The sequence below is a fragment of the Aggregatilinea sp. genome, assembly GCF_036822615.1.
Classification (GTDB): domain Bacteria; phylum Chloroflexota; class Anaerolineae; order Aggregatilineales; family Aggregatilineaceae; genus Aggregatilinea.
In genome coordinates, this window is record NZ_DAISHJ010000018.1 from 47,126 (window position 1) to 69,678 (window position 22,553).

Genomic DNA, 22,553 nt, shown 5'->3' on the forward strand with positions numbered 1-22,553 from the left:
TGCCGCGTCATTGTAACGCGCCATGCGGGCGATCTGCTATCGGGTCATCGCGGGAACCGGATCAACGAAAACAGCCCCGGCGGTTGGATGCCGGAGCTGTTGTAGTGCGTAAATTGGCGGATCGCCGGACCGGGCCGTTAGGCCGAGGCGGGCACGTAGGTGTCCTGCTTGAAGTCGGGCATGGCGACCGGCAGCACGTCCACCAGTTCGTACTGGCGCGACCCCATGCCGATCTTCTCGGCGTGCTCGGTCTGGTAGTAGGGGTCTTTGTACTGGCCGTGAATCCACTGCCAGGGATGCCCCTCGCGGCGCACGACCTGGATCATGGTCGGCAGCGCGTCTTCAATCAGCGGCGAGTTGGCCGTCAGGTCGAGCACGGCTTGTTCCGCCGCCACGATGTCGTCCGAGCCGAATACGCCCGCGTCGCGCATGACCGGCATGCCCGTAAACCCGAAGCAGTCGCACACGGGGGTCATGTTGTTGGCGATGTTGATGAACGTCATGTTGCCCGGCTCGAACGTCGCCATGACCTGCTGCGTGGCAAAGTTGACCACTTCCAGGAATGCATGGAAGTTGCTCATCTGCGGCTCGAAGACGCCCGGCGCGACCTCGGTGCACCGCATGCACTGGTTGCACTTGTAGTCGTGCAGGTGCAGCCCGTCCGGATCATCGTGATCGTCCACGATCGCGCCGTACGGGCATGAGTCGCGGATGGCGACGCGCGTCGCTTCGTCGGGGCAGCGATCCTTGAAGAAGGAGGGGTCCTGGTGCACGACGTCGTGCATGGTCCCGCGCGTGGTGCCGGTCATGCAGCCCAGCGCCAGATTCTTGATCACGCCGCCGTAGCCCGAGATCGGGTGGCCCTTGACGTGCGCCAGATCGATCAGAAAGTCCGCCTCGACGATGGGCGTGCCGATCTCGAACGCTTCCAAGTTGCGGAACGAAAACGGCTTCGAAACGGCCATGCTGTCGTTGAACCCGGTGCTGGGATAGAGCGGACAGCCGAGTGTCTCGGTGGTGTAGCCGCGTGTGTGCGCGCCTTCCACGCACCAGGGCAGGTCGGTCACGAACGGCTTGCCGCCGCCCTCGATTACCGCCTCGACCACCCGGCGCACCAGTACGGGATGAATCACCGAATAGCCGACATTCGTGCCCAGGTGCATCTTGATCGCCACCTGACGATCCTTGACGCGCTCGCGGATATTGAGCTTTTCCAGAATCAGGTCCAGCTTGGCGGGCAGCGTTTCGTTGGCCGCTAACTGCGCCTGACGGGGCGATCCCCAGTAAACGATACTTGGCATGATGTGTGCTCTCCTCAAAAGTAATACGCGGAAAAAGCCGAACACCACTGCGTCCGGCGGGCTGCGATGAAACCGTGCGCTCCTCCTCGAGCTTGCGGTATCCGCGAGCGGGCGGAGGCCATCTGGCGGCTGCCGCCCACTAAATCATTTTAAGTCTACATCTTAGAGCGCGCTCTAAGTCAAGCGCTTTTGCTGAAATGGTGCGGTCGTTTGGCTGAACAGGGTGTCGCCCGGTGGTACGTTATCTTCCCTGAGCGATCTGCTCGATAACGCTGCCCGCCCCGGCGAAAATCGAGCCGCCGCGCTGCACCGTGGCGCGCACCAGCGCGATCACCCTGTCACGCTCGGCGCGCACCAGCGCGATCCACTCTGGCGGCGCGGACGTATCGGGATCGTGCTGCGCCCCCCAGTTTGCCAGTTCCAGCAGCACGGGGATGAGGTCCAGCCCCTTTTCCGTCAGCGTATAAATTTCCTTGCGCCGATCCGTTGGGTGGGGCGTCTTGATGAGGATGCCGTTCTGTTCCAGATGCGCCAGACGCCGGGCGAGGATGTTGGTGGCAATGCCCTCGTCGGATGCCAGAAACTCGCCGTACGTCCGCTTACCGAAGTACACGATGTCGCGCACGATGAGCAGCGACCACATATCTCCGAACGTCTCCAGAGAAAAATTGATAGGGCAGTCAGACCGTCTGGACGTGTTGTTTTTCATCATCATTGTCTGCGATCATCGCTATAGGCAAGGGGAAAATTAGAAAATATGTTCTTGACTCTTGTTCGGAATTCGTTTATGATTATGCTATGTTTGCTTGCAAAAAACAAGTGAAATCGTACTGCACTGCAAACTACTGTCGATAACCAAAGGAGACTGACATGCCATCCATCACACCGCACCTGTGGTTCGACACCCAGGCCGAAGAGGCAGCCAAGTTTTACGTCTCGATCTTCGAGAACTCGCGCATCACCGGCGTTTCACACTACACAGAGGCCGGGCCGATGCCCGCCGGAACCGTGCTGACGGTGACGTTCGAGCTGGACGGGCAGCGCTTCGTGGCCCTCAATGGTGGCCCGGAGTTCAAGTTCAACCCGTCGATCTCACTCATGGTGCACTGTGACTCGCAGAACGAGATCGATCGCTTCTGGAAAACGCTCACCGACGGCGGCAAAGAAGACATGTGCGGCTGGCTGACCGATAAGTACGGCCTGTCGTGGCAGATCGTGCCGTCCATCCTGGACGACCTGATGCTCAATTCGACGCCGGAACAGGCTAACCGGGTGATGGGGGCCATCTTCGATATGAAAAAGCTCGACATCGCACGCCTGAAGGAAGCATACGCGCAAGGGTGAGCGGCGCGCTTTCTGAGCCTTACCGTAATACAGCCGAGCCAGAGCGATCCTCTGGCTCTTTTTGTGCGGTTAGGCCGCGAGCGCTCTGCGCCGTGCTCTGTCCCAGTAGCGGTCGTGGACGTACATCACGGCGGACAGCCAGATCAGGCCCAGCGCCAGCGATCCCAGGACGTCGCTGGGGTAGTGCACGCCGAGGTAAACGCGGCTGAAAGCGACCGCCAGCACCCACAGGCCGGGCAGCAGCGCCGCTCCACGGTGATTCGCGCGCCACAGCAGCACCGCCAGCAGGCCGTAAAACGCGATCGCGGTGCTGGTGTGGCCGCTGGGGAAGCTGTAGCTGTGTTCGACCGTCAGCGGCTGGAATACATCCGGACGTGGGCGCGCAAAGACCAGCTTGAGCAGCGTATTGATGATCACGGAACCCGCCAGCGTGGCGATCATCGTCAGCGCGTCCAGCTTGTTGCGCCGCCAGCGCCACAACCATATGGCGATCCCGGCGACGGCTGTGACGACAAGAGCGCTCGCCGTAAGAGTGACGCCTTGCATGAGAGTGTCCAGCCACGGCGCGCTGAGGTGGTGGACATCACGCATCAGCGGGACATCCCACGAGAAGCCCTCCTTGAGCCAGACGTCTTCGGCCAGTTCCAAAAAGACGAACGCCGCGCCGAGCACGACGATCAGGCTGAGTATCCAGCGGTAAATCAGCGACGCGAACTGGAATAAAACGGAGTACATCCAGTTAAAACGTGACATGCGATTGTCCTGCGCTAAGGCCCGGCGACGGTTCCGCCGCCGGGTCGGGTTCCGAGAATGCTGACGCGCTCCGTGCGGGCTTACTCGACGATCACGTACAGGTCGCCCGCGACCACCTGATTGGGCACTTTGGCCCCAATCCAGACTTCGTAGACGCCTTCGGTGGCGGCATTGACCGCCAGCGCCGGATCGGGATTGGCGCGCTTTACGTCGTCGGCAAAATGCCAGCCACCTTCAGGATCGCGCACAAGTAGCACGGTGTCCACGTAGTTGACTCCGGCGAACACGACGCCTACCGTGGTGGTTGGCTGCGCGTAAAAGACCACCGCTGGTGCGGCCTGAACGTAGCCGGTGACGGGGGGATAATAATCCGTGCCCTCGATTTTCTCCAGCACGGGATCCAGTTCCAGCCCGGCCAGATCGATCGTTCCCGTCTGCACGAGGGGCAGGCTGAAGTGATACGGCTGCTGGTACAGGATGTTGATCGGCGTGAGCAGGGGGAGTTGGGACAGATCGTAAGACCCGGCGGGCAGCGCGTCGGACGCGCCGGGCGTGGGCTTGACCGGAGTAGGCGCGCTGCCGTCCGCTTCGCTCAACTGGAACGAGTCGACAATTCCGGTCAGAAGCGGGCCGTAGGTCTCCCAACTGGCGGGATCGCAGGTGCCGTTGAGCAGGATGAAGCGATCGTGCTCCGGTAGGGCGAAGCCGCCTATATAGCTCACCTGATCGCTGTCTTCTTCGAGCGAGAACCCGGCGGTCAGTCCGTTTTGGGTCCGCGCTTCGGGGAATCCCAACGTGGTCATGACCTGGGCGGGATCGGTCGTCGCGGGGAGCTGCATATCGTCCAGAGTCGCCTGATAGCCGAACTCCAGCACGCTCACGAAAATCAGATCGCCCCCCGGCGTATCCGGCGCGAGGGCCGCGGCGATCATCGGTGGCACGATCTGTTCGATCACCCCGCTGGCATCTTCGACCAGCTCCGGGTCGATTTGGACGACCATCGCCTCAAGCGCTTGTTCGTTGGCGGCTTCGCTCAAGGCGGCATCGTACTGCCAGGGTAACCAACCGTCAGGAACAGTAAACTGGTAGGCTCCGAACGTGAAGGCTGTGCCAGTCTGACGGGGTATCAAGTTCAGGGCGGTGTTGGGGGTGGCTGTGGCGGATAGGAACGATTCCAGGCCTGACGGAGTTGGCGTGGGTGTGCCCTGCTCGCCTCCTTGAGCGAGGACCGCGCCCGACGCCAGTACGATCCACAACGCAGCGACTGCGACAGCGATGTGCAGCATACGTTTCATGTGTACTTCTCCCCACTGTGAATACAACGCGCAATCGCATCATATCACAGGATGCCCCGCCTGTTTCATGTGATGTCGCGTCGTGCGGCTTCCGGCGCGCGGAGAGGATCAAAAACGCCCGGCCATCCCACAGCGCCGGGCGTTGGTGCATCAGGGCGGAGTGGTTCAGCTTTCGGCGGGCGCGTAGCAGCGCACGTCGAACAGCGCGGCGGGCGCGCGCCCGTGCGTTTCGAGCAGATCGAACTGCACGCAGTCGGTCACGACCGGCGGATCGAACGTCAGGACGTTGCGCGTCTGGTGATTGTCGCTGCATTCCGCCAGGACGCGCCCGGCGGCATCGCGTACGCGGTAGCGCCGGATGCAGAACGGCATTTCCGATTCGGGATGGCCCATCAACGTCGATTCCATCGGGTGATCGAAATCGGTGTCGAACGTTAGCTCGATGCGCTGGATCGTCTGTGGCTGCTCCCATTCGAGCGTGATCCCCGGCTGCAAATCGTCGGGGCTGGCGACCCAGGCGTTCGGGCCGGTCGTGGGGCGCAGCCAGCCGTTCGTCACGTTGGATGGGCCGAACCCGACCAGCGGCGGCTCGACGCGCACCGCGAGGTTTTGCCCATTCGGGCGGCGCAGCGGGACCCAGAACTCAAACGCTTCGACGCCGATGTCCTGCGTAGGCGTCTGCGCGCCGTAGTTCGACACCGCTGGATTCTGCGTGTTGCTGACCGAAAGGATCCCTGTGACCCGCTGTTCGCTGGTGTGGACCGCGACCGCCGGGTTTTTCATCAAGCACACGAACACATAGCGCGCCTCGTCAAACGCGGCGTCGAACTGCAGCGTGACGTCCTGATTCTGGCCTGCTTCCAGCGCGACGGTTTTGCGCCCCAGGATCACGTCGGGTGTGTAGTTGTCCGGACGGTCGCTTGTGCGCAGTTCGACGTTCAGGGTGGTTGCTTCGCGGACATCGAGCGTGAACGTCACATGCGGCATCTTGCCCGGCGTGACCGGAAGCATCTGCGCCCAGGACTGATCGAGAGACACCAGTGGGCCGCCGTCGGGCAAAACGCCGAGCTTGAATGTGCTCGATGCGATCGCAGTGGCGCGGCGCGAGAGGTCGTCGGGGTCGTCCAACCGCACGCGCGGAATGAACTGGCCCGCGCGCAGCAAATCGCGCTGAAGCTGTTGAATGTGCGGCGCGCGCGAGAGGTCGGCGGGCAGCAGATTTTCGCGGATGCACATTGCCGCCGCCATGCCGACTGCCTGCGCGGCAGAAGACAGGGTCGCCTGGACGCGCGTCGAGCTGAACGCGACGTGCGTCGCGCTGAAGATACGTCCCGCCAGGAACAGGTTGCGGACGTTACGGCTGTAGAAGCTGCGGTAGGGGATCTGGTACACGCCGCGCGAGTGCCACTGGTTGCAGCCCGGTTTTTCGCTGTAAACACCGTCAGCGGGATGCAGGTCGAGCGCCCAGCCGCCCAGCGATACCGCGTCGGGGTGCGAGCGCTGCTCGATGAGATCCTGCTGGCGCAGCATATAATCGCCCTCGAAGCGCCTGCTTTCGCGCTTGCCGGGGATGTAGCCAACCCATTCGAGCGTGAGCGTCTCCGCTTCGGGGAACTGGCCCGAATTTTTGATGTGATCCCACACGCCGTAGACGATCTTCCACAGCTCCCACTTGATGCGCTCCGAATCGTGCACGGTGTCCAGCCGCCCACCGTACTCGATCCACCACAGGCGGCAGCCGTAGTCCCGCGCGTTGAAGCTGTGGAAGCGCGGGATCTTGGTGATGTCGTCCAGGGCGTAATGGGGCGGGACGAAGCGCACCGGCTTGCCCACGTCTTTGCTGTAGAAGTAGATGGTGTGCCCCAGCAGCTCGCCATATTCGTGGCTGGGGGCCAGCTTTTCCTCGAACTCGTCCGTGCTTTCTGCGCCCATCCGGAAGGCGGCGCCGCTCATGAAGCCCAGCACGCCGTCGCCGGAGGCGTCGCAGAACAGAGGCGCGGTGACCTCGTACATGGTCGAGTTCTGGCTGCAAAACGCGCGGATCGAGCGAATCATGTCCGGCGCGGATTTTTCGGCGTCAAACACCATCGTATTGAGCAGCAGCGTGATGTTCGGCTCGTCGAGCACTTTTTCGAGCATGATGGTGTCGAAGATGAGGGGATTGCCCTCCGGGTTGCGGTACATGTTTTCGACGAGGATCTCGTCAATGACCCCGCCTTCGCGCGCCCAGCGGTTGTTGTTGCCCATGTGCGAGGTTGCGCCCAGAATCCACAGGCGGACTTCGCTCGATGCGTTGCCACCCAGCACGGGGCGGTCCTGGATCAGCGTGACGCGGATTCCGGCGCGGGCGGCGGTGATGGCGCAGCACGAGCCTGCCATGCCGCCACCGACGATCGCCAGATCGCAGTCGATGTGCCGGGTAAACAAAGGACGCTGTTCGGCGGGCGGTTCGATACGCATGGTTAACCTCAGTATTCAGGTCAGGCGGATGTTTGGTTAAGGGGCGATCCGTGAATCGCCCCTTTTACTGCCGGGATCTATTAGGGGCGGAGGTCAGCCTTCGCCCCTGGTGTGTGCCTGGGCGATCAGTCGATCAGATCGCTGATTTCGTCGTGCGCTTCGTTCATGGCGTCTTCAGCGCTGGCGGAGCCGGTCAGGACGGCCTGAACCTGCTCGTTCATCGCCGTTTCCATCGCAGCCGCTTCGGTGTAGGGCCAGAACGGGTTGGTGCGCGCCGTGGCCGTGATACCGCTGCTCCACTGGGCGACGTACTCATCGCTCTGGACGGTGTCGCTCGCCAGGGCGCTTTCGGTCGTGGGCGGCAGGGCCAGCTGCGAGAAGTAGTTCAGCACCGTGTCTTCGTCGGAGGTGAGATACTTGGCGAACGCGGCGGCATCGTCGCCGTTTTCGTCATCGATCACGACCAGGATATGGCCCCACAGCAGCGCCTGGGGCGCATCGCCTTCGTTGAGGACCGGGCGCGGGACGGGCACGACGTTTTCAGCAATGCCGCTGTCCGGGGCGGTTCCGGCGGCCAGCGCGCGCGCAACGATCGCGTCTTCGTAGAACCCAACGCGACCTTCGGCAAAGAGCTGGCGCGCGTCGAAGCGGTCCATGTCCGCCGCGATCAGGCCGCGGTCGAGCAGGCTGGCGTACCATTCTACCGCGGCGATGGTGCCTTCGTCATTCAGCACCACGCTGCCTTCGTCATCGATCACCGTGCCGCCGAAGGTCCAGATCCAGGGGATGATGTCCTTCAACTGGGCGGTGTCGGTCATGGCGGCGTAGGGGATCACGTCCGGGTCGTAGGCCTTCAGCGCTTCGAGAGCCGCTTCAAATTCTTCGATGGTGGTCGGGATTTCGGTCACACCGGCTTCTTCGAGCAGGCCCATGTTGGCGACCATGCCGATCGAGGCGGTGGTCCAGGGCAGGCCGTACTGCACGCCGTTGACCTGACCGCTGCTGAGGGCCGCATCGGTGTAATCGACCTCAGACGCGACGGGGCCGAGATCCTTCAGCACGCCCATCGCGGCCATCGGGGCCAGCCACGCGATGTCGAGCTGCACGAGGCCGGTGATGTTGCTGCCGCGCGCCTGCAGCAGGACCTGATTCAGGTACTCGTTGTAGGGGAACGCGACCGGCTCAATCTCCGCGCCGGTGTCCGCGCTGTAGGCATCCACCGCGCCCATGATCACGTCACGGGTGGAGCCTTCTTGCAGCGACCAGCCGGTGAAGGTGAACTTTCCCCCGTCCCCTTGTGCGAGGACCGGAGCAAGCCCGAAGGCCAACACGACGATCAAGATGACCAGACTGCTAAGTGATTTGCGAGACATCCTGTATCCTCCATAAGACGAAAAATACTTTGCGGGTGGAGAACTCCACCGTTGTGCACACAATTACCCTTTGACGGCCCCGGCTGCCAGCCCGCCCGCGATGTAACGCTGCATGAACAGGAATGCGATGATGATCGGCAGCGATACGATGAACGAGGAGGCCATCAGCTCGGGCCACGACGTTTGAAACTCTCCGATATAGTGCAGCACCAGGCCCGGCGGCAGAGTCATTTTCTTCGGCCCGGCCAGTGTCAGCGCATAGATGAAGTCATTCCAGCCGCGAATGAAGGCGAACAGCCCGGTCGATACGAGCGCCGGAGCCGAGATCGGCAGCATGATGCGGTGAATGATTTGAAGCTGGTTCGCGCCGTCTACCCTGGCCGCTTCGATCAGATCGTTCGGGATGGTGTCGAAGTAGCTTTTCAGCATCCAGATGCACAGCGGCAGCGTGAACGTGGTGAACGCCAAGATCATCGACCAGTAGCTGTTCAGCAGGCCCAGTTCGTCGAACATCAGGTAGAGCGCGATCAGCAGCAGCGCCTGGGGGAACATCTGCGCCGATAGGATCAGGAACATCAGCGCGCGCCGCCCCGCATAGCGGAACTTGGAGAACGAATAGGCCGCGTAGGAGGAGATAAAGATGCTGCCCACGGCGGTCGAAAGCGACACGATCAGGCTGTTGCGGAAGTAGCGCAGCAGCTCGGGGTTATCGAAGAAGCCTTTGTAGTGTTCGAGCGTGATGTGCGCCGGGAAGAAACGCGGCGGGAACTGGAACACGCTGTCGGTCGGCGTCAGCGACGTCACCAGCATCCAGTAGATCGGGAAGAACCCGAACAGGGCGACGACGGCAAAACTGCCGTAGAGCAGCAGGCGGTCGGCCCATTTTTGCTGCTGGGAGCTGGCCATTTGTGATGATGTTTCGGCGGCTTTTGATGCAAGCATGATCGTTCCTCCGGCGTCAGTCGTTATCGGTTCCGAATTTCAGGTAAATGGCGACGACGACTGACAGCAGGATCATCCACAGGATGCCGATGGCGCCCGCTTCTCCCAGGTCGAACTTCTGGAAGGCGGCTTTATAGACGGCGACGGAAAAGGTGGTCGTGGCTTTGGCCGGTCCGCCGGTGGTCATGACGTAGATCGTCTCGAAGTGCTGGAAGTTCCAGATGATGCTCAGCAGCAGCACCGTGCCGATGATGCCGCGCAGCTGCGGCAGGGTGACGTGCCGGAAGGTGCGCATACGTCCCGCGCCGTCGATGGCCGCCGCTTCGTGCAGCTCCTTGGGGATGGTCTGTAGCCCCGCCAGCAGCATCACCATGATCCACGGGAAGGTGTTCCACGTTTTGGCGATGATGACGGCGATCATGGCCCGCTGAGGATGGCCCAGCCAGTTGATGTTTTCCTGAATAAGCCCCGTCACTCGCAGCAGCCCGTTCAGCACGCCGTAGTTGGCGTTGAAGATCCACATCCACAGGAACGACACGACGACGGTCGGCAGCAGCCACGGCAGCAGGAACAGGCTGCGTAGCAGCGCCTGCCCGCGAATGGAACTGTTCATGATCAGCGCGATGGCGAAGCCGACGACGAACGGCAGGATGGTGGCGTAAATAGTGAACGTCAGGGTGGTCCGCAGCAGCGGCGTGAAGTCGTCTTGCAGAATCGCCTGGATGTTATCCAGGCCGACGAACTCCTGGCCCGGATAGAGCAGGCTTTTGTCCAGCAAGCCCTGGTACATCGAACTTAGCAGCGGGTAGATGGTGATCGCCGCGAACAGCGCCAGCGCCGGCAGCGCCAGCAGGATGCCGAACTGGGTATCGGAAATCCTGAAGTGTGGAGTGCGTGCAGTGTTCATATCACTGGACCGGATGAAACAATCGTGAAATATGCATCGTTCAAAAATCCATTTGCCTGGAGCTACGTAGACTCTCGGATCACAAGGGAAGTAGGAACGCGAATGAGCCAGGGATAGTCGTCAGGATCGTCGAACAGCATGCACAGCCGCCGCGCGGTGATGACGCCCATCATGGTCATATCGAAATGAACGGAGGTGAGGGAAGGGCTGGCGAAGCCCGCCAGCTCGTAATCCCCGAAGCCGCTGACGGCGATATCATCCGGGATGCGCAGACCGCGCTCGCGGATGGCGCGCAGCCCGCCGAAGGCGATCACGTCGTCCGCGAAGACGATCGCGTCCAGATCGGGGCACTGCTCAAGAAGCTGATCGGTGCGCTGGTATCCCGATTCGGCGGAAAATTCGCTGGTGGTGAGCCGCTGCGGATCGAAGGGCAGATCGTGGGTGCACAGCGACAGCCGGTACGCCTCGTACTTTTCGGCGCTGGTGGTCGTGGTATTGGGCCCATTGATGAAGCCGATCGCCCGGCGTCCGCGCTCGATGAGATGCTGCATCACCTGCTGGATGCCCTGCCCGACGTCGGCCATGACGCAGTTCACTTCGATCGGGCGCAGGTGCGCGCCAGCGATCACAAAGGGGATGCTCAGGCTTTGCAGCTCTTTGACGAACGCCGCATCGCGCACGCCGCCCAGCAGCACCAGCCCTGAAACCCCGATGTCGCGCGCGTGCTGTTTGGCTTCTTCGATCGAGACGGACGACTTTTGCAGCCGTGCGGCGATCCCCTGCTGTTCCAGCGCGGAATGCACCCCGACCCATACGCGGCGCTCGAATTCTCCGGCGGCCTGCTGGTGAGGCAGCGCGTCATCGCTCGTCTGCTCGCGGGTGAGGACCAGGACCGAGCGCGACACCTGCGGCGCGCTGCGGCGGTGATCGGTGGAATAGCCTAACTCCTGGGCGGCGCGCATCACGGCCAGACGCGCGTCGTCGCTGACGCGCGGGCTGCCGTTCAGCACGCGGGAGACGGTGGCTATCGAAACATGGGCGCGTTGGGCAATTTCTCGTACTGTGGGCATCGCAAATTTTCTTTGAAAGAACGGTGGCGCAAAAGGTCGATCATCATTTCAGTGTTCCAGAAACAGTGTAACAAATGAATGGTAACAAAGTCAATATACTGTGAAAATATGTAACAAGTTACATAGGCGAGGCCGGGATCGGGTGGGTCCCGAACTTACCCTCCGGGAATTTAGAATTTGTTGAGTTTTCTTTACACCTCTTTCATTGAAATACAGAGCGATTACATTTACTTTTTGGGTGTAACACTGTGAATCCCTCCTGGGCGGGGAAGGTAAAACGAAATATATGACTGCGATCGTAGTGATCGATGACGATCCTCTTGGACGCGAGCGGGTGGTCACCACGCTGCGCTACCAGGGCTATCAGGCGGCGAGCGCGTGTGATGGCACGGGCGGCATTCAGCTCGTCCGCGATCTGACGCCCGACCTCGTATTGTGTGACATCAACATGCCGGATATGGACGGTTATTCGGTGCTGAAACAGCTTCGTTCCAACGCCTGCACCGCCGATATCCCGCTGGTGTTTCTGACCGGGTGCGCCGATCGTGACGATATGCGGCGCGGCATGGAGCTGGGCGCAGACGACTATCTGACCAAGCCCTTCACGAACAACGAGCTGGTCGCGTCCGTACAGACTCAGCTTGAGAAGCGCCGCGCTATCACGGAAAAATACGAGTCCACGATCAAGCTGCTGCGGAAAAACATCATTTACGCTCTGCCGCACGAACTGCGCACACCGATCACCGGCTGTCTGGGCTATGCGGAGCTGCTGCGCGAAGACGCCGAGACGTGCACGCCGGACGACGTGCGCTTGATGGCATCCCACATCGTCACGAACACCTTGCGGCTGCATCACGTCCTGGAAAACTTCCTGGTCTACGCGCAGATCGAAGTGTTGGCGGCGGATGCAGCGCAGTTGGCGCATCTGCGCAACCACATTACGGGACACATCGGGCAGGTAGTGGAGGCGCGCGCCTGGGAGATTGCCGACAAGCACCGGCGGCGCGCGGATCTGGCGATCAATGTACAGGATTTTGCCGCGCAAATTGCGGAACAAGACTTAAGCAAGATCATCACAGAACTGGTTGATAACGCCTTTAAGTTTTCGCGGCCCAACATGCCGGTATCCGTCCGGGTCTGGCACGATCACAAAAGCTTCCATATTGAAGTGGCCGACCAGGGGCGCGGCATGTCGCCCGAACAGATTACCTCGGTCGGTGCGTATATGCAGTTCGACCGCGTGCTGTTCGAGCAGCAGGGCTTGGGGCTGGGGCTGATCATCGCCAAGCGGCTCGTGGAGATCCACGGAGGGCATTTCGCCATCCAGAGCGACCCCGAAAAGGGGACCCGCGTGCGCCTCAGCTTCGAGTTGTACCACTAACGACGGGCAGGGTCGCCCCCTCGTCGCTGAAAACGATGCCGGGCGGACTGTGTAAAGGTCCGCCCGGCATCGTCTCACCGCGTACTCCTCTGGCCCAGGGGCCAGTTTCAAGACTGGCTGCTACGCGCGGGGTTGTTCCTCGCTTGCGCGCTCAACACACGTGACCACAGCGGTCGCCGGGGCCATGCGCGGCACCGTCGCGCGGATCTGGACGCGGCCCGGGTCCTGGCGCGCGCGCAGATAGAGCGCGATCTGGCCCCCGGCCAGCGCCAGCGGATTGTCCCCGATCAGGTCGGCGGGGCCTTCGACCTCGACCGTGACCACCGCGTTCGCAAACGGGAGGGTGTTCCCGAATCGGTCCACCAGCTTGAGCACGAGGCGCGTCATGTCGGCGCCATCCGCGACCAGCTCGCTGTCGTCAGGCGTCAGAGTCAGCGCCGCCGGGAGGCCGTCCGCCGCGATGATCTGTTCCGCGACGGGGCTGCCGTTCAGGTAGCCGACTACCCGCAGGTCAGACAGGGCGCGTCCCCAGGTGAGGTGCCCGTTGCCCATCGAGACCTGGAAGGGCGCGTGCGGCAGATGCGGGAAACACGCCCGGTCGGGCTGGAAGCGTCCCAGGCATTCGTCCCCGATGAACACGTCGATCTCGTCGCAGTTGCTCAGCACCACGAGCGTCTTGATCCCACCTGTGTCGCGGTCGCCCATCGACCAGCCGGTCGCCGCCTGGAGCACCACGCGCCGCGCCGGATCGCCCTGGCTGGCGTAAAAATAGGCCGCGTACTTGGGCAGGCGGAAAATGTCCATCACGCCGTGATAACAAATGTGGTCGCCCGACCCGAATTCCTGGTGCGTGTTGTAGTCGAAGGCGCACCACCCGATCGCCCCCGCGACGCGCTCCATGCCCATCTGTTTATCCTGCACGCGCGCGTGCCGCAGGGCGTGTTCCTCGCGGCGCTCCTCCTGGTCCCACGTTTTGGTGGGGTACATGTGCCCGTTGAACTCCGTGACGAGGTGCGGTGTGTGGATCGGCTCGATCACCGAGTTGGAGAAGTCGTTGTAGGTAAAGACGTCTTCGAGGAACTGGCTGTCGATGAAGTTGCGAATGCCGCCCGTCTGCCGGGTGGGATCGAGCTTGTGGGCCAGCGCATTGGTCGCGGTATAGAACGCCTCGTTGTCGCGCGATTCGTTGACGCGCACGCCCCACAGGATGATCGAGGGGTGGTTGTGGTCGCGCTCGATCATGGCGCGCACGTCGCGCAGGGTGATGCCCTGCCAGTCGCTGTCCCCGATGTGCTGCCAGCCGGGGATCTCCTCCACGACCAGCAGCCCGATCTCGTCGCAGCGGTCCAGAAAGTGCGGCGACTGCGGGTAGTGCGAGGTGCGCACGACGTTGCACGACAGCTCGTACTTGACGATCTCGGCGTCCTTGCGCTGCAGGCGGGCGGGCGCGGCGGCCCCGATGTACGGGTAGGTCTGGTGGCGGTTCAGCCCGATGAGCTTGATCCGCTCGCCGTTGAGGTAGAACCCGCCGTCTTTGCGGAACTCCGCCTCGCGGAAGCCGAACCGCGCCGTCTGACGATCCAGTGCGGTGTCGCCGCTGGCGAGGCTGACCTCGACGGTGTACAGCGCGGGATCGTCCAGCGACCACAACAAGACGTCTGGCAGGTCGCGGAGTTCCAGGCTCACCCCGGTCACGGTTCCCGGCGCTGCCGTCACGGGGGCCGCGCTGCCGGTCGCCAGGATCGCGCCGTCCGCGTCCTTGAGCGCGGCGCTGATCACCGCCGGAACAGGGCGATCCCCGGCATTGCGCAGCGTGACATCGACGGCCACGGTTGGGGAGCCGGTCAGGACGTTCTGCGGGCGGGCGAACACGTTGGTGATGTGGCATGGCTCGACGTAGCGCAGGTGCACGTCGCGGTACACGCCGCCAAACGTGAGGTAGTCCACCACGTAACCGTAGGGCGGGATGTCTTTGCGCTCGGTTGCGTCGAGATAGACCGTCAGCAGGTTTTCGCCGGTTTCGTGCAAGTAGGGCGTAAGGTCGAACGAGAAGGGGGTATAACCGCCCTCGTATTCGCCCAGCCGCACCCCGTTCAGCCAGACCTCGCTGGCGATCATCGCGCCGTCGAAGTCGATGAAGACGCGCCGCCCGGCACGTGGCTCGGGCAGCGTGAAGCGCTTGCGATAGGTGGAAATAAACTGGTAGTCGGCGTTGTCGAAGTAGTGATACGGCAGCAGCTTATTGGTGTGGGGCAGAATGACGGCCTCAAACCGGGCATCCGGCGTGTCGATGCTCAGGCGCTCCGGGGCAAACAGCCAGCGATCGTTGAACAGGTATGTTGTGCGCAACTGCGTGTTCCTCGTCTATTAAGAGTGGGATCGGGCGCGTCTATTTCCCCGAGCCCAGCGTCAGGCCCTGAATAAAGTAGCGCTGAAGGAAAACGAACACCAGTATCGTTGGTAACGTTGCCAGCAGCGCACCTGCCGTGATCAGCGGCCAGTCGGTGACGTATTGCCCTTGCAGCGTCGCCAGCCCTGCTGTGACCGGACGCAGCGAATCGGATTGCAGCAGGATCAGCGCCCACAGGAAGTCGTTGAAGATCCAGGTGAACTCCAGGGTCGAGAGTGCCGCCAGCGACGGCAGGCTGAGCGGCAGCATGATCTGCCAGTAGATGCGGAACTCGCTGCACCCGTCCACGCGGGCGGCGTCGAGGATCTCGCCGGGCACGGTGCGCATGAAGTTGCGCAGCACGAAGGTACAGAAGCCCAACTGAAACGCGGTGTGAATCAAGATCAGCGCGCCGTAGGTGTCATAGAGGCCGAGCTTATTGGTGAGGCGGAACACGGGCAGCAGCAGGATCTGGAAGGGCAGCATGGTCCCGCCGACGTAGATGAAGTAGATCAGCAGGTTGCCCTTGAACTTGAAGCGGGCCAGCGCATAGGCGCTGAGCGACGACAGGAAGATCATGCCCAGCAGCGACGGGATGGTGATGATGAAGCTGTTGAGCAGATAGACCCGGATGCGTGCGGTGACCCAGGCTTCTGAAAACTTTTCGAGACTGAAATGCTGCGGAATGCTCCAAAAGCCGTGCACGGTGATGTCATCCATCGTGCGGAAAGAGGTCAGCACGGCGGCGAAGATTGGCAGCAGCCAAGTGAGTGTAAACAGGATCAGCAAAACGTGCTTGGCGACGTTTTCGTTCCGCCGTCGTTTTTTCTCACTGGTTTGCTGGCTGGCGCGTGGTTCTGCTTGCGTGAGTGCGGCCATCTCTGCTCTCCCTAGTATTCCAGCTCGTCTTTCAGGCTCACCCACAGGTAGAGGCCCACGAAGACGAGACTGATGCTAAACAGCACGACCGCTATCGCGCCGCCGAAGCCCATGCGGTAATTGTTGAACGCTTCGATATACATGTAATTCGCCAGCACCTGCGTGGCCTGATGGCCGCGTGTCATGACCTGCACGAGGTCGAAGGACCGCAGGGAATCGATCACCGAAATAATGAACACGATCGTCGTCACGGGGGCCAGCAACGGGAAGATCACGTGGCGGAACAACTGCCAGCGGTTCGCGCCGTCTACCAGACCCGCGTCGAGCAGCGCCGGATCGAGGTTCTTTAGCCCGGCGAGGTAGAGCACCATCACATATCCGGCCTGCCGCCACGTTGCCGCGGCGATGATGCAGTATATTGCCAGATTGCGGTCGGCCAGCCAGCCGGGGGGATTGTCGGTGATGCCGATGCCCGTCAGCATCGAGTTGATCAGGCCGTTGGCGGGGTGGTACACCCAGATCCACACCAGCGCGATTACTGGCCACGACAGCACCAGCGGCGAATAGAAACTGACCTTGTACCAGTTGCCGCCGCGCATGTCGGTGTTGAAAATCATGGCGAGGCCGAGGCCCAGCGTGGTCGGAACCGTGATGAAGATCGCCAGCCAGCGCACGTTGTTGGACAGCGATTCCGTGAACGCGCTCTGCTTGAACAGCGTCTCGTAGTTCCTCAACCCCACATATACGGGCGTGGTCACGCCGTCCCAGTTGGTCAGGCTCAAATAAAACGTGTAGATCGTGGGGGCCAGCACCCAGACGATGTACAGCGCCAGCGGTCCGGCCAGGAACAGGTACGGCACGGCCTTTTGGGGAACCGACGGCCTGCGCGATGACAGGCGTTGGCCCACGCGCTGCCACAGGAGATTGGCCTGCGGAATGGCGAGAATCGCCTGCGCCGCGAGGCCGATCAGGGCGACGAACGCCACCTTGAAGCCAATGCCCACATTAGCCCGCATATAGTCAGCCACTTCGCCGCTGCGGATGAAATAGAGGTCGGCATAGTAGTACAGGCCGAGCGCGCTGCACAGCAAGATCAGGAGCGACGCGCGCGGCCCTTCACGCCCGCTGAGCAAATTCCACATCGCAATGCCGCCCGCCGCCAGCGCCGCGATGGGGATCATCACAAGCTGGATCGTCCCGAAGTTTTTCAGGCTGCCCGCGACGAGCACATCCGACATCAGCCGCGCGCCGTTGTACTTGGCTTCGGTCCACATCCACGGCAGGAAGATGAACGCGATCAGCACGATGACTGCGAAAATCAGGGCCAGGAAGCTGGCGCTGGTGAAGTCGAGCGGCTCCTGCTGCCGGAGAGACCTATCTGCTGTTTTTACCGCCATTGTCGTCACGTCCTCGAATGTGTCTCGCCGCTGGTTGGAGTCCGGCACAGGCGCGGAAAAACATACAACCTGCTGTCTGTGCCGGGTTGGAAAAGTAGGCTGGGGTAGAAGGTGCCATCGGATCGCTGGAAACGAACAGGGCGGGCAGTTCGCCCGCCCTGTTTTAGGACCAGTCAAGAACGACTTTACTCTTCGACGCCTTCTTCAAGAATACGCAGACGTTCGGCTTCCAGGTCGGCCAGCACCTCATCGACGCTGGACGGATCGCTCCAGAAGCGCGAGAAGCCTTCCATGCCGACTTCCGCCATCGGCGGGGTGGTGTCGCGGTCGTAGAACTGCGCGACGTAGTCTGCTGCCTGGACCAGCTGGACGCCCTTCTGGACGCGAGCCGGAGCCGCGGAGACATCGACATCGGTGCGGGTGGGCAGGCGGCCCAGCTCGTCGAAGACCAGTTGTTGGACTTCCTGCGAGGCGAGGTAGGCCAGGAACTGCTTGCCGCCGTCCAGGTTGCGGGCGTTCGCCGCGATGAAGTAACCATCCGTGGGGGCATCTTCACCGACGGGGATTTCCGGATCGATGATCGGGAAGCGGAAGAAGTCGAGGTCGTCTTCTAGCTCGTCAGGATACGAGTCGTAGATGAAGCCGCCCATGAGGTACATCGCGGCTTCTTCCTGCACCATGAAGTCCACGGCTTCCTGCCATGCGTATGCTGCCGGATCTTCGATGAAGCAGTTGTGCTCGAAAAGCTGGTTCCAATAGGTGAAGACGTTCTTCACGCGCTCGTCGGTGTAGGACTCGTTCAGCAGCATCAGGTTGATGTGGAACTCCGGCCCGTTGACGCGCATGTCGAGGTAGTCGAACCACGCGGCGGCGGTCCAGGGGTAGCGCGTGCCGATCGTGATCGGGGCGATGCCCGCTGCGTTCAGCGTATCGCATGCGCCCAGGAATTCGTCCCAGGTCTCGGGCACTTTATCGACACCGGCCTTCTCGAACAGCGAGGGACGATAGTACACCGCCCACCAGTAGTACGAGGTCGGCACGAAGTACTGCTTGTCATCCACGGTGGCGAGCGCCTGGAAGCCGGGGGCGAACGAGGTATCGAAGCCGTTTTCCGCCCACATGTCGGAAACGTCCGCGATCAGGCCGCGATCGATGAAGAAGCGCGCGCGGTTGCCCGCGAACCACGTCAGCACATCGGGGGCCGGTTCGGCGGTCAGGTAGGCGCGCAGCGCCTGCTTGAAGTCTTCATGCGCGATGATCGAGTGCTCCACCGGCATGAGCGGGTTGGCGTCGTTCCACATCTGGACGACCATTTCGTCCACGCGGCGGGGTTCGGGGTCGCCATTGTACGAATTGTAAGTGATGTAATCGGGACCCTGCGCGGTGACGGCTGGTTTAACCGTGGGGACTAACGCAGCAGCCATGAGGAACACAATCAGAACGAAGGTAAGCTTGGACTTGGTCATAGAATTTCTCCTCAAAAGAATAAATGGGCACAAAAGACGTCGCGGTGAGAGAAGTGCACAGATGGCACGAGCGCGAGTGTATGATGTAATTTTTTACCGTGAACGTTCACGTTATTAAAGCCGCAATGAGGCCGCGAACGATCACATTTGTAATCAGTATAGGCTGTTCCTGTTCTTTCTGTCAATAGAAAGCCATTATGCGCCCGCCTTGACCCCTTGAAACTCCTGACATAGAATGAGAATGTTCCGAGAACGTTCACGAGAATTGAGCATCCGGTGACCAAGCGAGTAACTATCAAGGATGTGGCCGAACACGCCGGGACATCCTACCAGACCGTTTCACGCGTGCTGAACAACAAGGCGGACGTCGCGGCAGAAACGCGCGCGCGGGTGCTGGCATCGATCAAGGCGCTGAACTACCGGCCCAGCATGGCGGCGCGCCTGCTGGGGCAGGACCAGGACCGCACCTTCACCATCGCCAACATCATCCCCTACTACGACGTGGATTTCGTCTTTGGGAACGATCACCTGATGCAGACGCTGCACGGCATCGATCTCGAAGCGACGCTGCGCGGCTACAGCCTGCTGCTGTCCACGGCGCACTCGGCGGGCGATCCGGCTTCGTCCTACGCGCGCCTGCTCGAACGGCAGATGGTGGACGGCATTATCTTCGAGAGCGGCCTGGGGGAAGACGGCGCGGAAGAACTGGTCGAACGCGGCTATAAGGTCGTGATCTCCGGCTACACGACCGGCACCATTCCGTGCGTGCGGTCCGACGACGAAAGCGGGACCTACGTGCTGACGCAGCATCTACTGGCGCTGGGCCACCGGCACATCGGGGTGATCATGGGGCCGGAGAGCGCCATGCCGGTGCACGCGCGCTGGCGGGGCTATGAGCGGGCCATGCGTGACGCGGCGCTCGATCCGCGGCACACGCCGCGCGCCCAGGGCCATTACACGTTCGAGGGCGGATATGACGCGGCGGCCCAGTTGATGCGGTCGCACAGCTATTCGCTGACGGCGCTGCTGGCCTTCAACGACGCGATGGCGATCGGTGCGATGCGCTGGCTTCAGGAGCACGGGTACGCGGTCCCCGGAGATATGTCGGTGGCGGGCTTCGATGACATCCCTATCGCGCAGTACCAGACGCCGTCACTGACGACGATCCGCTTACAGTCGGTTGAGGCAGGGCGGCGGCTGGCCCAAACGCTGTTCGATATCCTCGACGGGCGTCCCCTGAGCACGACGCGCGCCGTGATCCCCACCGAACTCAAGGTGCGCGGCTCCACGTCCGTGCCGCGCCGCATCGAGTGACGCACGGGCATAGAGGCGCGATCGGCTCAGCCTGGGGACGTGCCCAGGCGTTGAACTGCCGTGACGATCTCCGGCGGGGTCTTGTGCCGGGCGAGCGGATTGGGCCAGAACACGGTCGCGTCCGGCTGGCGCAGTACGATGCCGCTTAAGTGCCGGTACTGCTTCAGGAATCCGGCGGCGCTCTCGAACCCGCGCCGCGTGAAAAACGTCTCGGTTTTGCTCTCCGCCAGTTGGCGCAGTGTGGCCGCCGCGTGATCCACATCCGCTTCGGAGATCGCACGATCCGCCACCAGCCACAGCAGGTTGACGATGTTTGGCGGCATCTGCCCCGCTTTATCGCACAGCACGGCGATCAGCTTGTTGGCGCGCGCTTCGGCATCCTCTGCGTTGAGTTCGACACTGCGAATCCGCCGCACCTCGACGTTAAACGGGGTGTGAGTTTTGAACGTGACGGTGAAATCCGGCCCGCGCTGTTTCAAGGCGGCGTACTTTTCGTATTCCAACGCGAACCGGCTTTCGCGCAGCAGCAGCGACGCGGTTTCGAGTTCGGCGCGCAGATCTTTGACGCCGCTTTCACCCTGGGCATTTTTGAGCTTGGCGCGGATCTTGGTGCGGTAATCGGCGGCGAAGGCCCTGTAACGGCGCGACTCCCGAACCCATTCCACGAATTCGGGATAAAACGCGGGCTGCGTACCGCCAAAAATGGAATCGAGCAGATCGTCGAGAGCGGCCATGAATGCGCTGGAGTGTGATGGGCGAGCCGTACGGCTCCGAGTCCGGCAAAAGGCGGCATGGCGCAAACCAATACCAGACAGATCATAACGATTCTGCCGCTCAAGCCCCATCGTTTTGCGCGCGCCCGCAGAGGAGCAGGCGCATGTCCGGCGGAGGTCGGTCTATTCGCTGACCGAGTCGCGGTAGAGGCTGACGTCGAAGCGAAGCTGGCTCGCGCCCTCGCCGCGTCCCACGGCCTTACTGCGTCCCGCCCACAGGATTCGCTGCCCGTCCAGCCAGCGCGCGAACTGGAACGATCGCCGCACGACCGCGCCCTCACGCGGGACTTCCTCTTCGTGCAGGCGCAGCGGCGGCTCGTCCTCGACCGGGCGCGACAGATCCGTGCGCATCAGGATGCCGTTCGGATGCACTTCCTCGGTCGTGCCGTCTGCGTAGACGCGCAGGATCGCGCGCCGTTCCAGCGCCACGATGAACTCGTTCGCCGGTTGGTTGGGCGCGGCGGGCACGGGCACGAAGGGCAGCCACTGCTGCGGTACGGGCGTCGCCAGCCGGTAGATCAGGTCGGCGCTGATCTGATCGCCCGTCACGCGCTGGTACACGCTGGGGATGTACGGCTCCATACGCCGGTCGCGCGATTCGCCGGACGCGCCCTGTACCTTGCGCTCGACGGCCCATGCCATGTTCGCCATCTCGTCGCGGAACAGCGACACTTCCTCCAGCGGATCGCCTTCCAGGCGCGAGGGCAGAGACGGCGGCAGGAAAAACAGATCCGCCAGCCCGCCCGGCGTGTTGGTCAGCGAGAATATCGTCCAGCGCGTGCCGTCCAGGTTGCGCGCCGGGCCGACGTTGGAGGTCACACCGAAGGTGTCGCGCACCGTCAGGCGGCTGACGCGAAACAGCGAGCCGACCTTCAGCTCGACGGGGATCACGAACCAGTCGTTGCCGTACACCAGCGCGTATTCGACCAGCAGCATCCGCCCCAGGTCGGTCGGGCCTGCTTCCAGCTTGCCCAAATTGACCCGCCCGTCTTCAAATTCCCAGTAGCGATCGGCGGGCATGCCGGGGTAGCGCACCGGGGCGGGCAACATCGGGCGGAAGTTCACCGGCGTCGTGGGGACAGGCTCCGCCGGGCTGCCGAGGTCCGGCCCCGGCGACGCGCTGAAGGTGTACCAGTCCAGCCGCCCGTCGGTGTATTCCTCGGCAGCCAGCACCGCCGTCTGGTCGGGGAACTGGGCTGAGAGCGCAAAGGCATATTCCTGCCGGTCGTGCACCCATGCGCTGCCCACGTCCGGCGTTGGCTCGTTGAGGAAGCCCTCGTACCAGCCTAGCCACGAAGCCGCCGCGTCACGGATCGCGTTCGGATCCGCGCCGCCGAATGCGAAGGCGGGCGGCAGGCCGGTCAGCGTGCCGTCTCCGGCGGCGAAGGGACGCAGCACATCCGCCAGCAGACGGCCATCGAGCGCGCGGCGCGCGAACAGCGTCTGCCACGCTTTGCCCTTCGGATCGGTCAGGCGCGGATCGCCTTCGGGCAGCGCATCGTCGGAGAT

Annotated in this window: 18 protein-coding genes; 3 read left to right on the top strand and 15 right to left on the bottom strand. The window is 62.3% G+C overall.

The features are described 5' to 3' along the window. Window positions 1-137 precede the first annotated feature (137 nt). Together V7116_RS08285 and V7116_RS08290 are read right to left on the bottom strand one after the other, a co-directional pair. Window positions 138-1,301 carry a DUF362 domain-containing protein gene (locus tag V7116_RS08285; protein ID WP_324391432.1) on the bottom strand — a complete coding sequence of 388 codons (1,164 nt, stop codon included), beginning with the start codon at window positions 1,299-1,301 and terminating at the stop codon, window positions 138-140. 241 nt (window positions 1,302-1,542) lie between these two features. After that, complete coding sequence (locus V7116_RS08290) at window positions 1,543-1,944, bottom strand: winged helix-turn-helix transcriptional regulator (RefSeq protein ID WP_324391433.1); 402 nt, start codon at window positions 1,942-1,944, stop codon at window positions 1,543-1,545. A 227-nt stretch (window positions 1,945-2,171) separates the two neighbouring features. On the opposite strand from V7116_RS08290, the gene V7116_RS08295 reads away from it, so the two are divergent. Then, window positions 2,172-2,645, top strand: a complete 474-nt coding sequence (locus V7116_RS08295) for a VOC family protein (protein WP_324391434.1) — start codon at window positions 2,172-2,174, stop codon at window positions 2,643-2,645. Window positions 2,646-2,714: 69 nt separating this feature from the next. Here the strand turns inward: V7116_RS08295 and V7116_RS08300 are convergent, their stop codons facing one another. The 7 genes from V7116_RS08300 to V7116_RS08330 form a co-directional block, all read right to left on the bottom strand. Continuing rightward, on the bottom strand, window positions 2,715-3,398 hold the full coding sequence (locus tag V7116_RS08300) for a phosphatase PAP2 family protein (protein WP_324391435.1): 684 nt from the start codon (window positions 3,396-3,398) through the stop codon (window positions 2,715-2,717). 80 nt (window positions 3,399-3,478) lie between these two features. After that, the gene (locus V7116_RS08305; RefSeq protein WP_324391436.1) at window positions 3,479-4,693 is read right to left on the bottom strand and encodes a hypothetical protein; all 1,215 of its coding nucleotides are present in this window, start codon (window positions 4,691-4,693) and stop codon (window positions 3,479-3,481) included. A gap of 165 nt (window positions 4,694-4,858) precedes the next feature. Next, a complete protein-coding gene (locus tag V7116_RS08310; RefSeq protein ID WP_324391437.1) occupies window positions 4,859-7,153 on the bottom strand; it encodes an FAD-dependent oxidoreductase in 2,295 nt (764 codons plus the stop codon). Window positions 7,154-7,278: 125 nt separating this feature from the next. After that, window positions 7,279-8,526 carry an ABC transporter substrate-binding protein gene (locus V7116_RS08315; RefSeq protein ID WP_324391438.1) on the bottom strand — a complete coding sequence of 416 codons (1,248 nt, stop codon included), beginning with the start codon at window positions 8,524-8,526 and terminating at the stop codon, window positions 7,279-7,281. A 63-nt stretch (window positions 8,527-8,589) separates the two neighbouring features. Beyond that, entirely contained in the window at window positions 8,590-9,468 is an 879-nt protein-coding gene (locus V7116_RS08320) for a carbohydrate ABC transporter permease (protein ID WP_324391439.1), read from the bottom strand. 16 nt (window positions 9,469-9,484) lie between these two features. Then, entirely contained in the window at window positions 9,485-10,375 is an 891-nt protein-coding gene (locus V7116_RS08325; protein WP_324391440.1) for a carbohydrate ABC transporter permease, read from the bottom strand. 62 nt (window positions 10,376-10,437) lie between these two features. Further along, entirely contained in the window at window positions 10,438-11,445 is a 1,008-nt protein-coding gene (locus V7116_RS08330) for a LacI family DNA-binding transcriptional regulator (RefSeq protein WP_324391441.1), read from the bottom strand. Window positions 11,446-11,731: 286 nt separating this feature from the next. Here V7116_RS08330 and V7116_RS08335 point away from each other — a divergent pair, with 286 nt between their 5' ends. Further along, window positions 11,732-12,826 carry a hybrid sensor histidine kinase/response regulator gene (locus V7116_RS08335; protein ID WP_324391442.1) on the top strand — a complete coding sequence of 365 codons (1,095 nt, stop codon included), beginning with the start codon at window positions 11,732-11,734 and terminating at the stop codon, window positions 12,824-12,826. Window positions 12,827-12,946: 120 nt separating this feature from the next. On the opposite strand, the gene V7116_RS08340 is transcribed toward V7116_RS08335, so the two are convergent. The 4 genes from V7116_RS08340 to V7116_RS08355 all read right to left on the bottom strand — a co-directional run bounded on the left by V7116_RS08340 (window position 12,947) and on the right by V7116_RS08355 (window position 18,957). Next, window positions 12,947-15,175 carry a glycoside hydrolase family 2 TIM barrel-domain containing protein gene (locus tag V7116_RS08340; RefSeq protein WP_324391443.1) on the bottom strand — a complete coding sequence of 743 codons (2,229 nt, stop codon included), beginning with the start codon at window positions 15,173-15,175 and terminating at the stop codon, window positions 12,947-12,949. 40 nt (window positions 15,176-15,215) lie between these two features. Further along, window positions 15,216-16,094: a carbohydrate ABC transporter permease gene (locus V7116_RS08345; protein WP_324391444.1), complete on the bottom strand. Its 879-nt coding sequence runs from the start codon at window positions 16,092-16,094 to the stop codon at window positions 15,216-15,218. A gap of 11 nt (window positions 16,095-16,105) precedes the next feature. Continuing rightward, window positions 16,106-17,491 carry a carbohydrate ABC transporter permease gene (locus V7116_RS08350; RefSeq protein WP_324391445.1) on the bottom strand — a complete coding sequence of 462 codons (1,386 nt, stop codon included), beginning with the start codon at window positions 17,489-17,491 and terminating at the stop codon, window positions 16,106-16,108. 185 nt (window positions 17,492-17,676) lie between these two features. Beyond that, entirely contained in the window at window positions 17,677-18,957 is a 1,281-nt protein-coding gene (locus V7116_RS08355; RefSeq protein ID WP_324391446.1) for an ABC transporter substrate-binding protein, read from the bottom strand. A gap of 276 nt (window positions 18,958-19,233) precedes the next feature. Between V7116_RS08355 and V7116_RS08360 the strand changes: the two genes are divergently transcribed. Then, on the top strand, window positions 19,234-20,271 hold the full coding sequence (locus tag V7116_RS08360; RefSeq protein WP_324391447.1) for a LacI family DNA-binding transcriptional regulator: 1,038 nt from the start codon (window positions 19,234-19,236) through the stop codon (window positions 20,269-20,271). A gap of 26 nt (window positions 20,272-20,297) precedes the next feature. On the opposite strand, the gene V7116_RS08365 is transcribed toward V7116_RS08360, so the two are convergent. Further along, a complete protein-coding gene (locus V7116_RS08365) occupies window positions 20,298-21,005 on the bottom strand; it encodes a hypothetical protein (RefSeq protein WP_324391448.1) in 708 nt (235 codons plus the stop codon). Window positions 21,006-21,167: 162 nt separating this feature from the next. After that, window positions 21,168-22,553, bottom strand: a 1,386-nt coding sequence (locus V7116_RS08370) for a hypothetical protein (RefSeq protein ID WP_324391449.1), incomplete at its 5' end; no start/stop codon positions are given.

Excerpts from the sequence above, each read along its gene's own strand:
- V7116_RS08285 (WP_324391432.1), bottom strand. The coding sequence starts at position 1,301 with ATGCCAAGTATCGTTTACTGGGGATCGCCCCGTCAGGCGCAGTTAGCG.
- V7116_RS08290 (WP_324391433.1), bottom strand. The coding sequence starts at position 1,944 with ATGTGGTCGCTGCTCATCGTGCGCGACATCGTGTACTTCGGTAAGCGG.
- V7116_RS08295 (WP_324391434.1), top strand. The coding sequence starts at position 2,172 with ATGCCATCCATCACACCGCACCTGTGGTTCGACACCCAGGCCGAAGAG.
- V7116_RS08300 (WP_324391435.1), bottom strand. The coding sequence starts at position 3,398 with ATGTCACGTTTTAACTGGATGTACTCCGTTTTATTCCAGTTCGCGTCG.
- V7116_RS08305 (WP_324391436.1), bottom strand. The coding sequence starts at position 4,693 with ATGAAACGTATGCTGCACATCGCTGTCGCAGTCGCTGCGTTGTGGATC.
- V7116_RS08310 (WP_324391437.1), bottom strand. The coding sequence starts at position 7,153 with ATGCGTATCGAACCGCCCGCCGAACAGCGTCCTTTGTTTACCCGGCAC.
- V7116_RS08315 (WP_324391438.1), bottom strand. The coding sequence starts at position 8,526 with ATGTCTCGCAAATCACTTAGCAGTCTGGTCATCTTGATCGTCGTGTTG.
- V7116_RS08320 (WP_324391439.1), bottom strand. The coding sequence starts at position 9,468 with ATGCTTGCATCAAAAGCCGCCGAAACATCATCACAAATGGCCAGCTCC.
- V7116_RS08325 (WP_324391440.1), bottom strand. The coding sequence starts at position 10,375 with ATGAACACTGCACGCACTCCACACTTCAGGATTTCCGATACCCAGTTC.
- V7116_RS08330 (WP_324391441.1), bottom strand. The coding sequence starts at position 11,445 with ATGCCCACAGTACGAGAAATTGCCCAACGCGCCCATGTTTCGATAGCC.
- V7116_RS08335 (WP_324391442.1), top strand. The coding sequence starts at position 11,732 with ATGACTGCGATCGTAGTGATCGATGACGATCCTCTTGGACGCGAGCGG.
- V7116_RS08345 (WP_324391444.1), bottom strand. The coding sequence starts at position 16,094 with ATGGCCGCACTCACGCAAGCAGAACCACGCGCCAGCCAGCAAACCAGT.
- V7116_RS08350 (WP_324391445.1), bottom strand. The coding sequence starts at position 17,491 with ATGGCGGTAAAAACAGCAGATAGGTCTCTCCGGCAGCAGGAGCCGCTC.
- V7116_RS08355 (WP_324391446.1), bottom strand. The coding sequence starts at position 18,957 with ATGACCAAGTCCAAGCTTACCTTCGTTCTGATTGTGTTCCTCATGGCT.
- V7116_RS08365 (WP_324391448.1), bottom strand. The coding sequence starts at position 21,005 with ATGGCCGCTCTCGACGATCTGCTCGATTCCATTTTTGGCGGTACGCAG.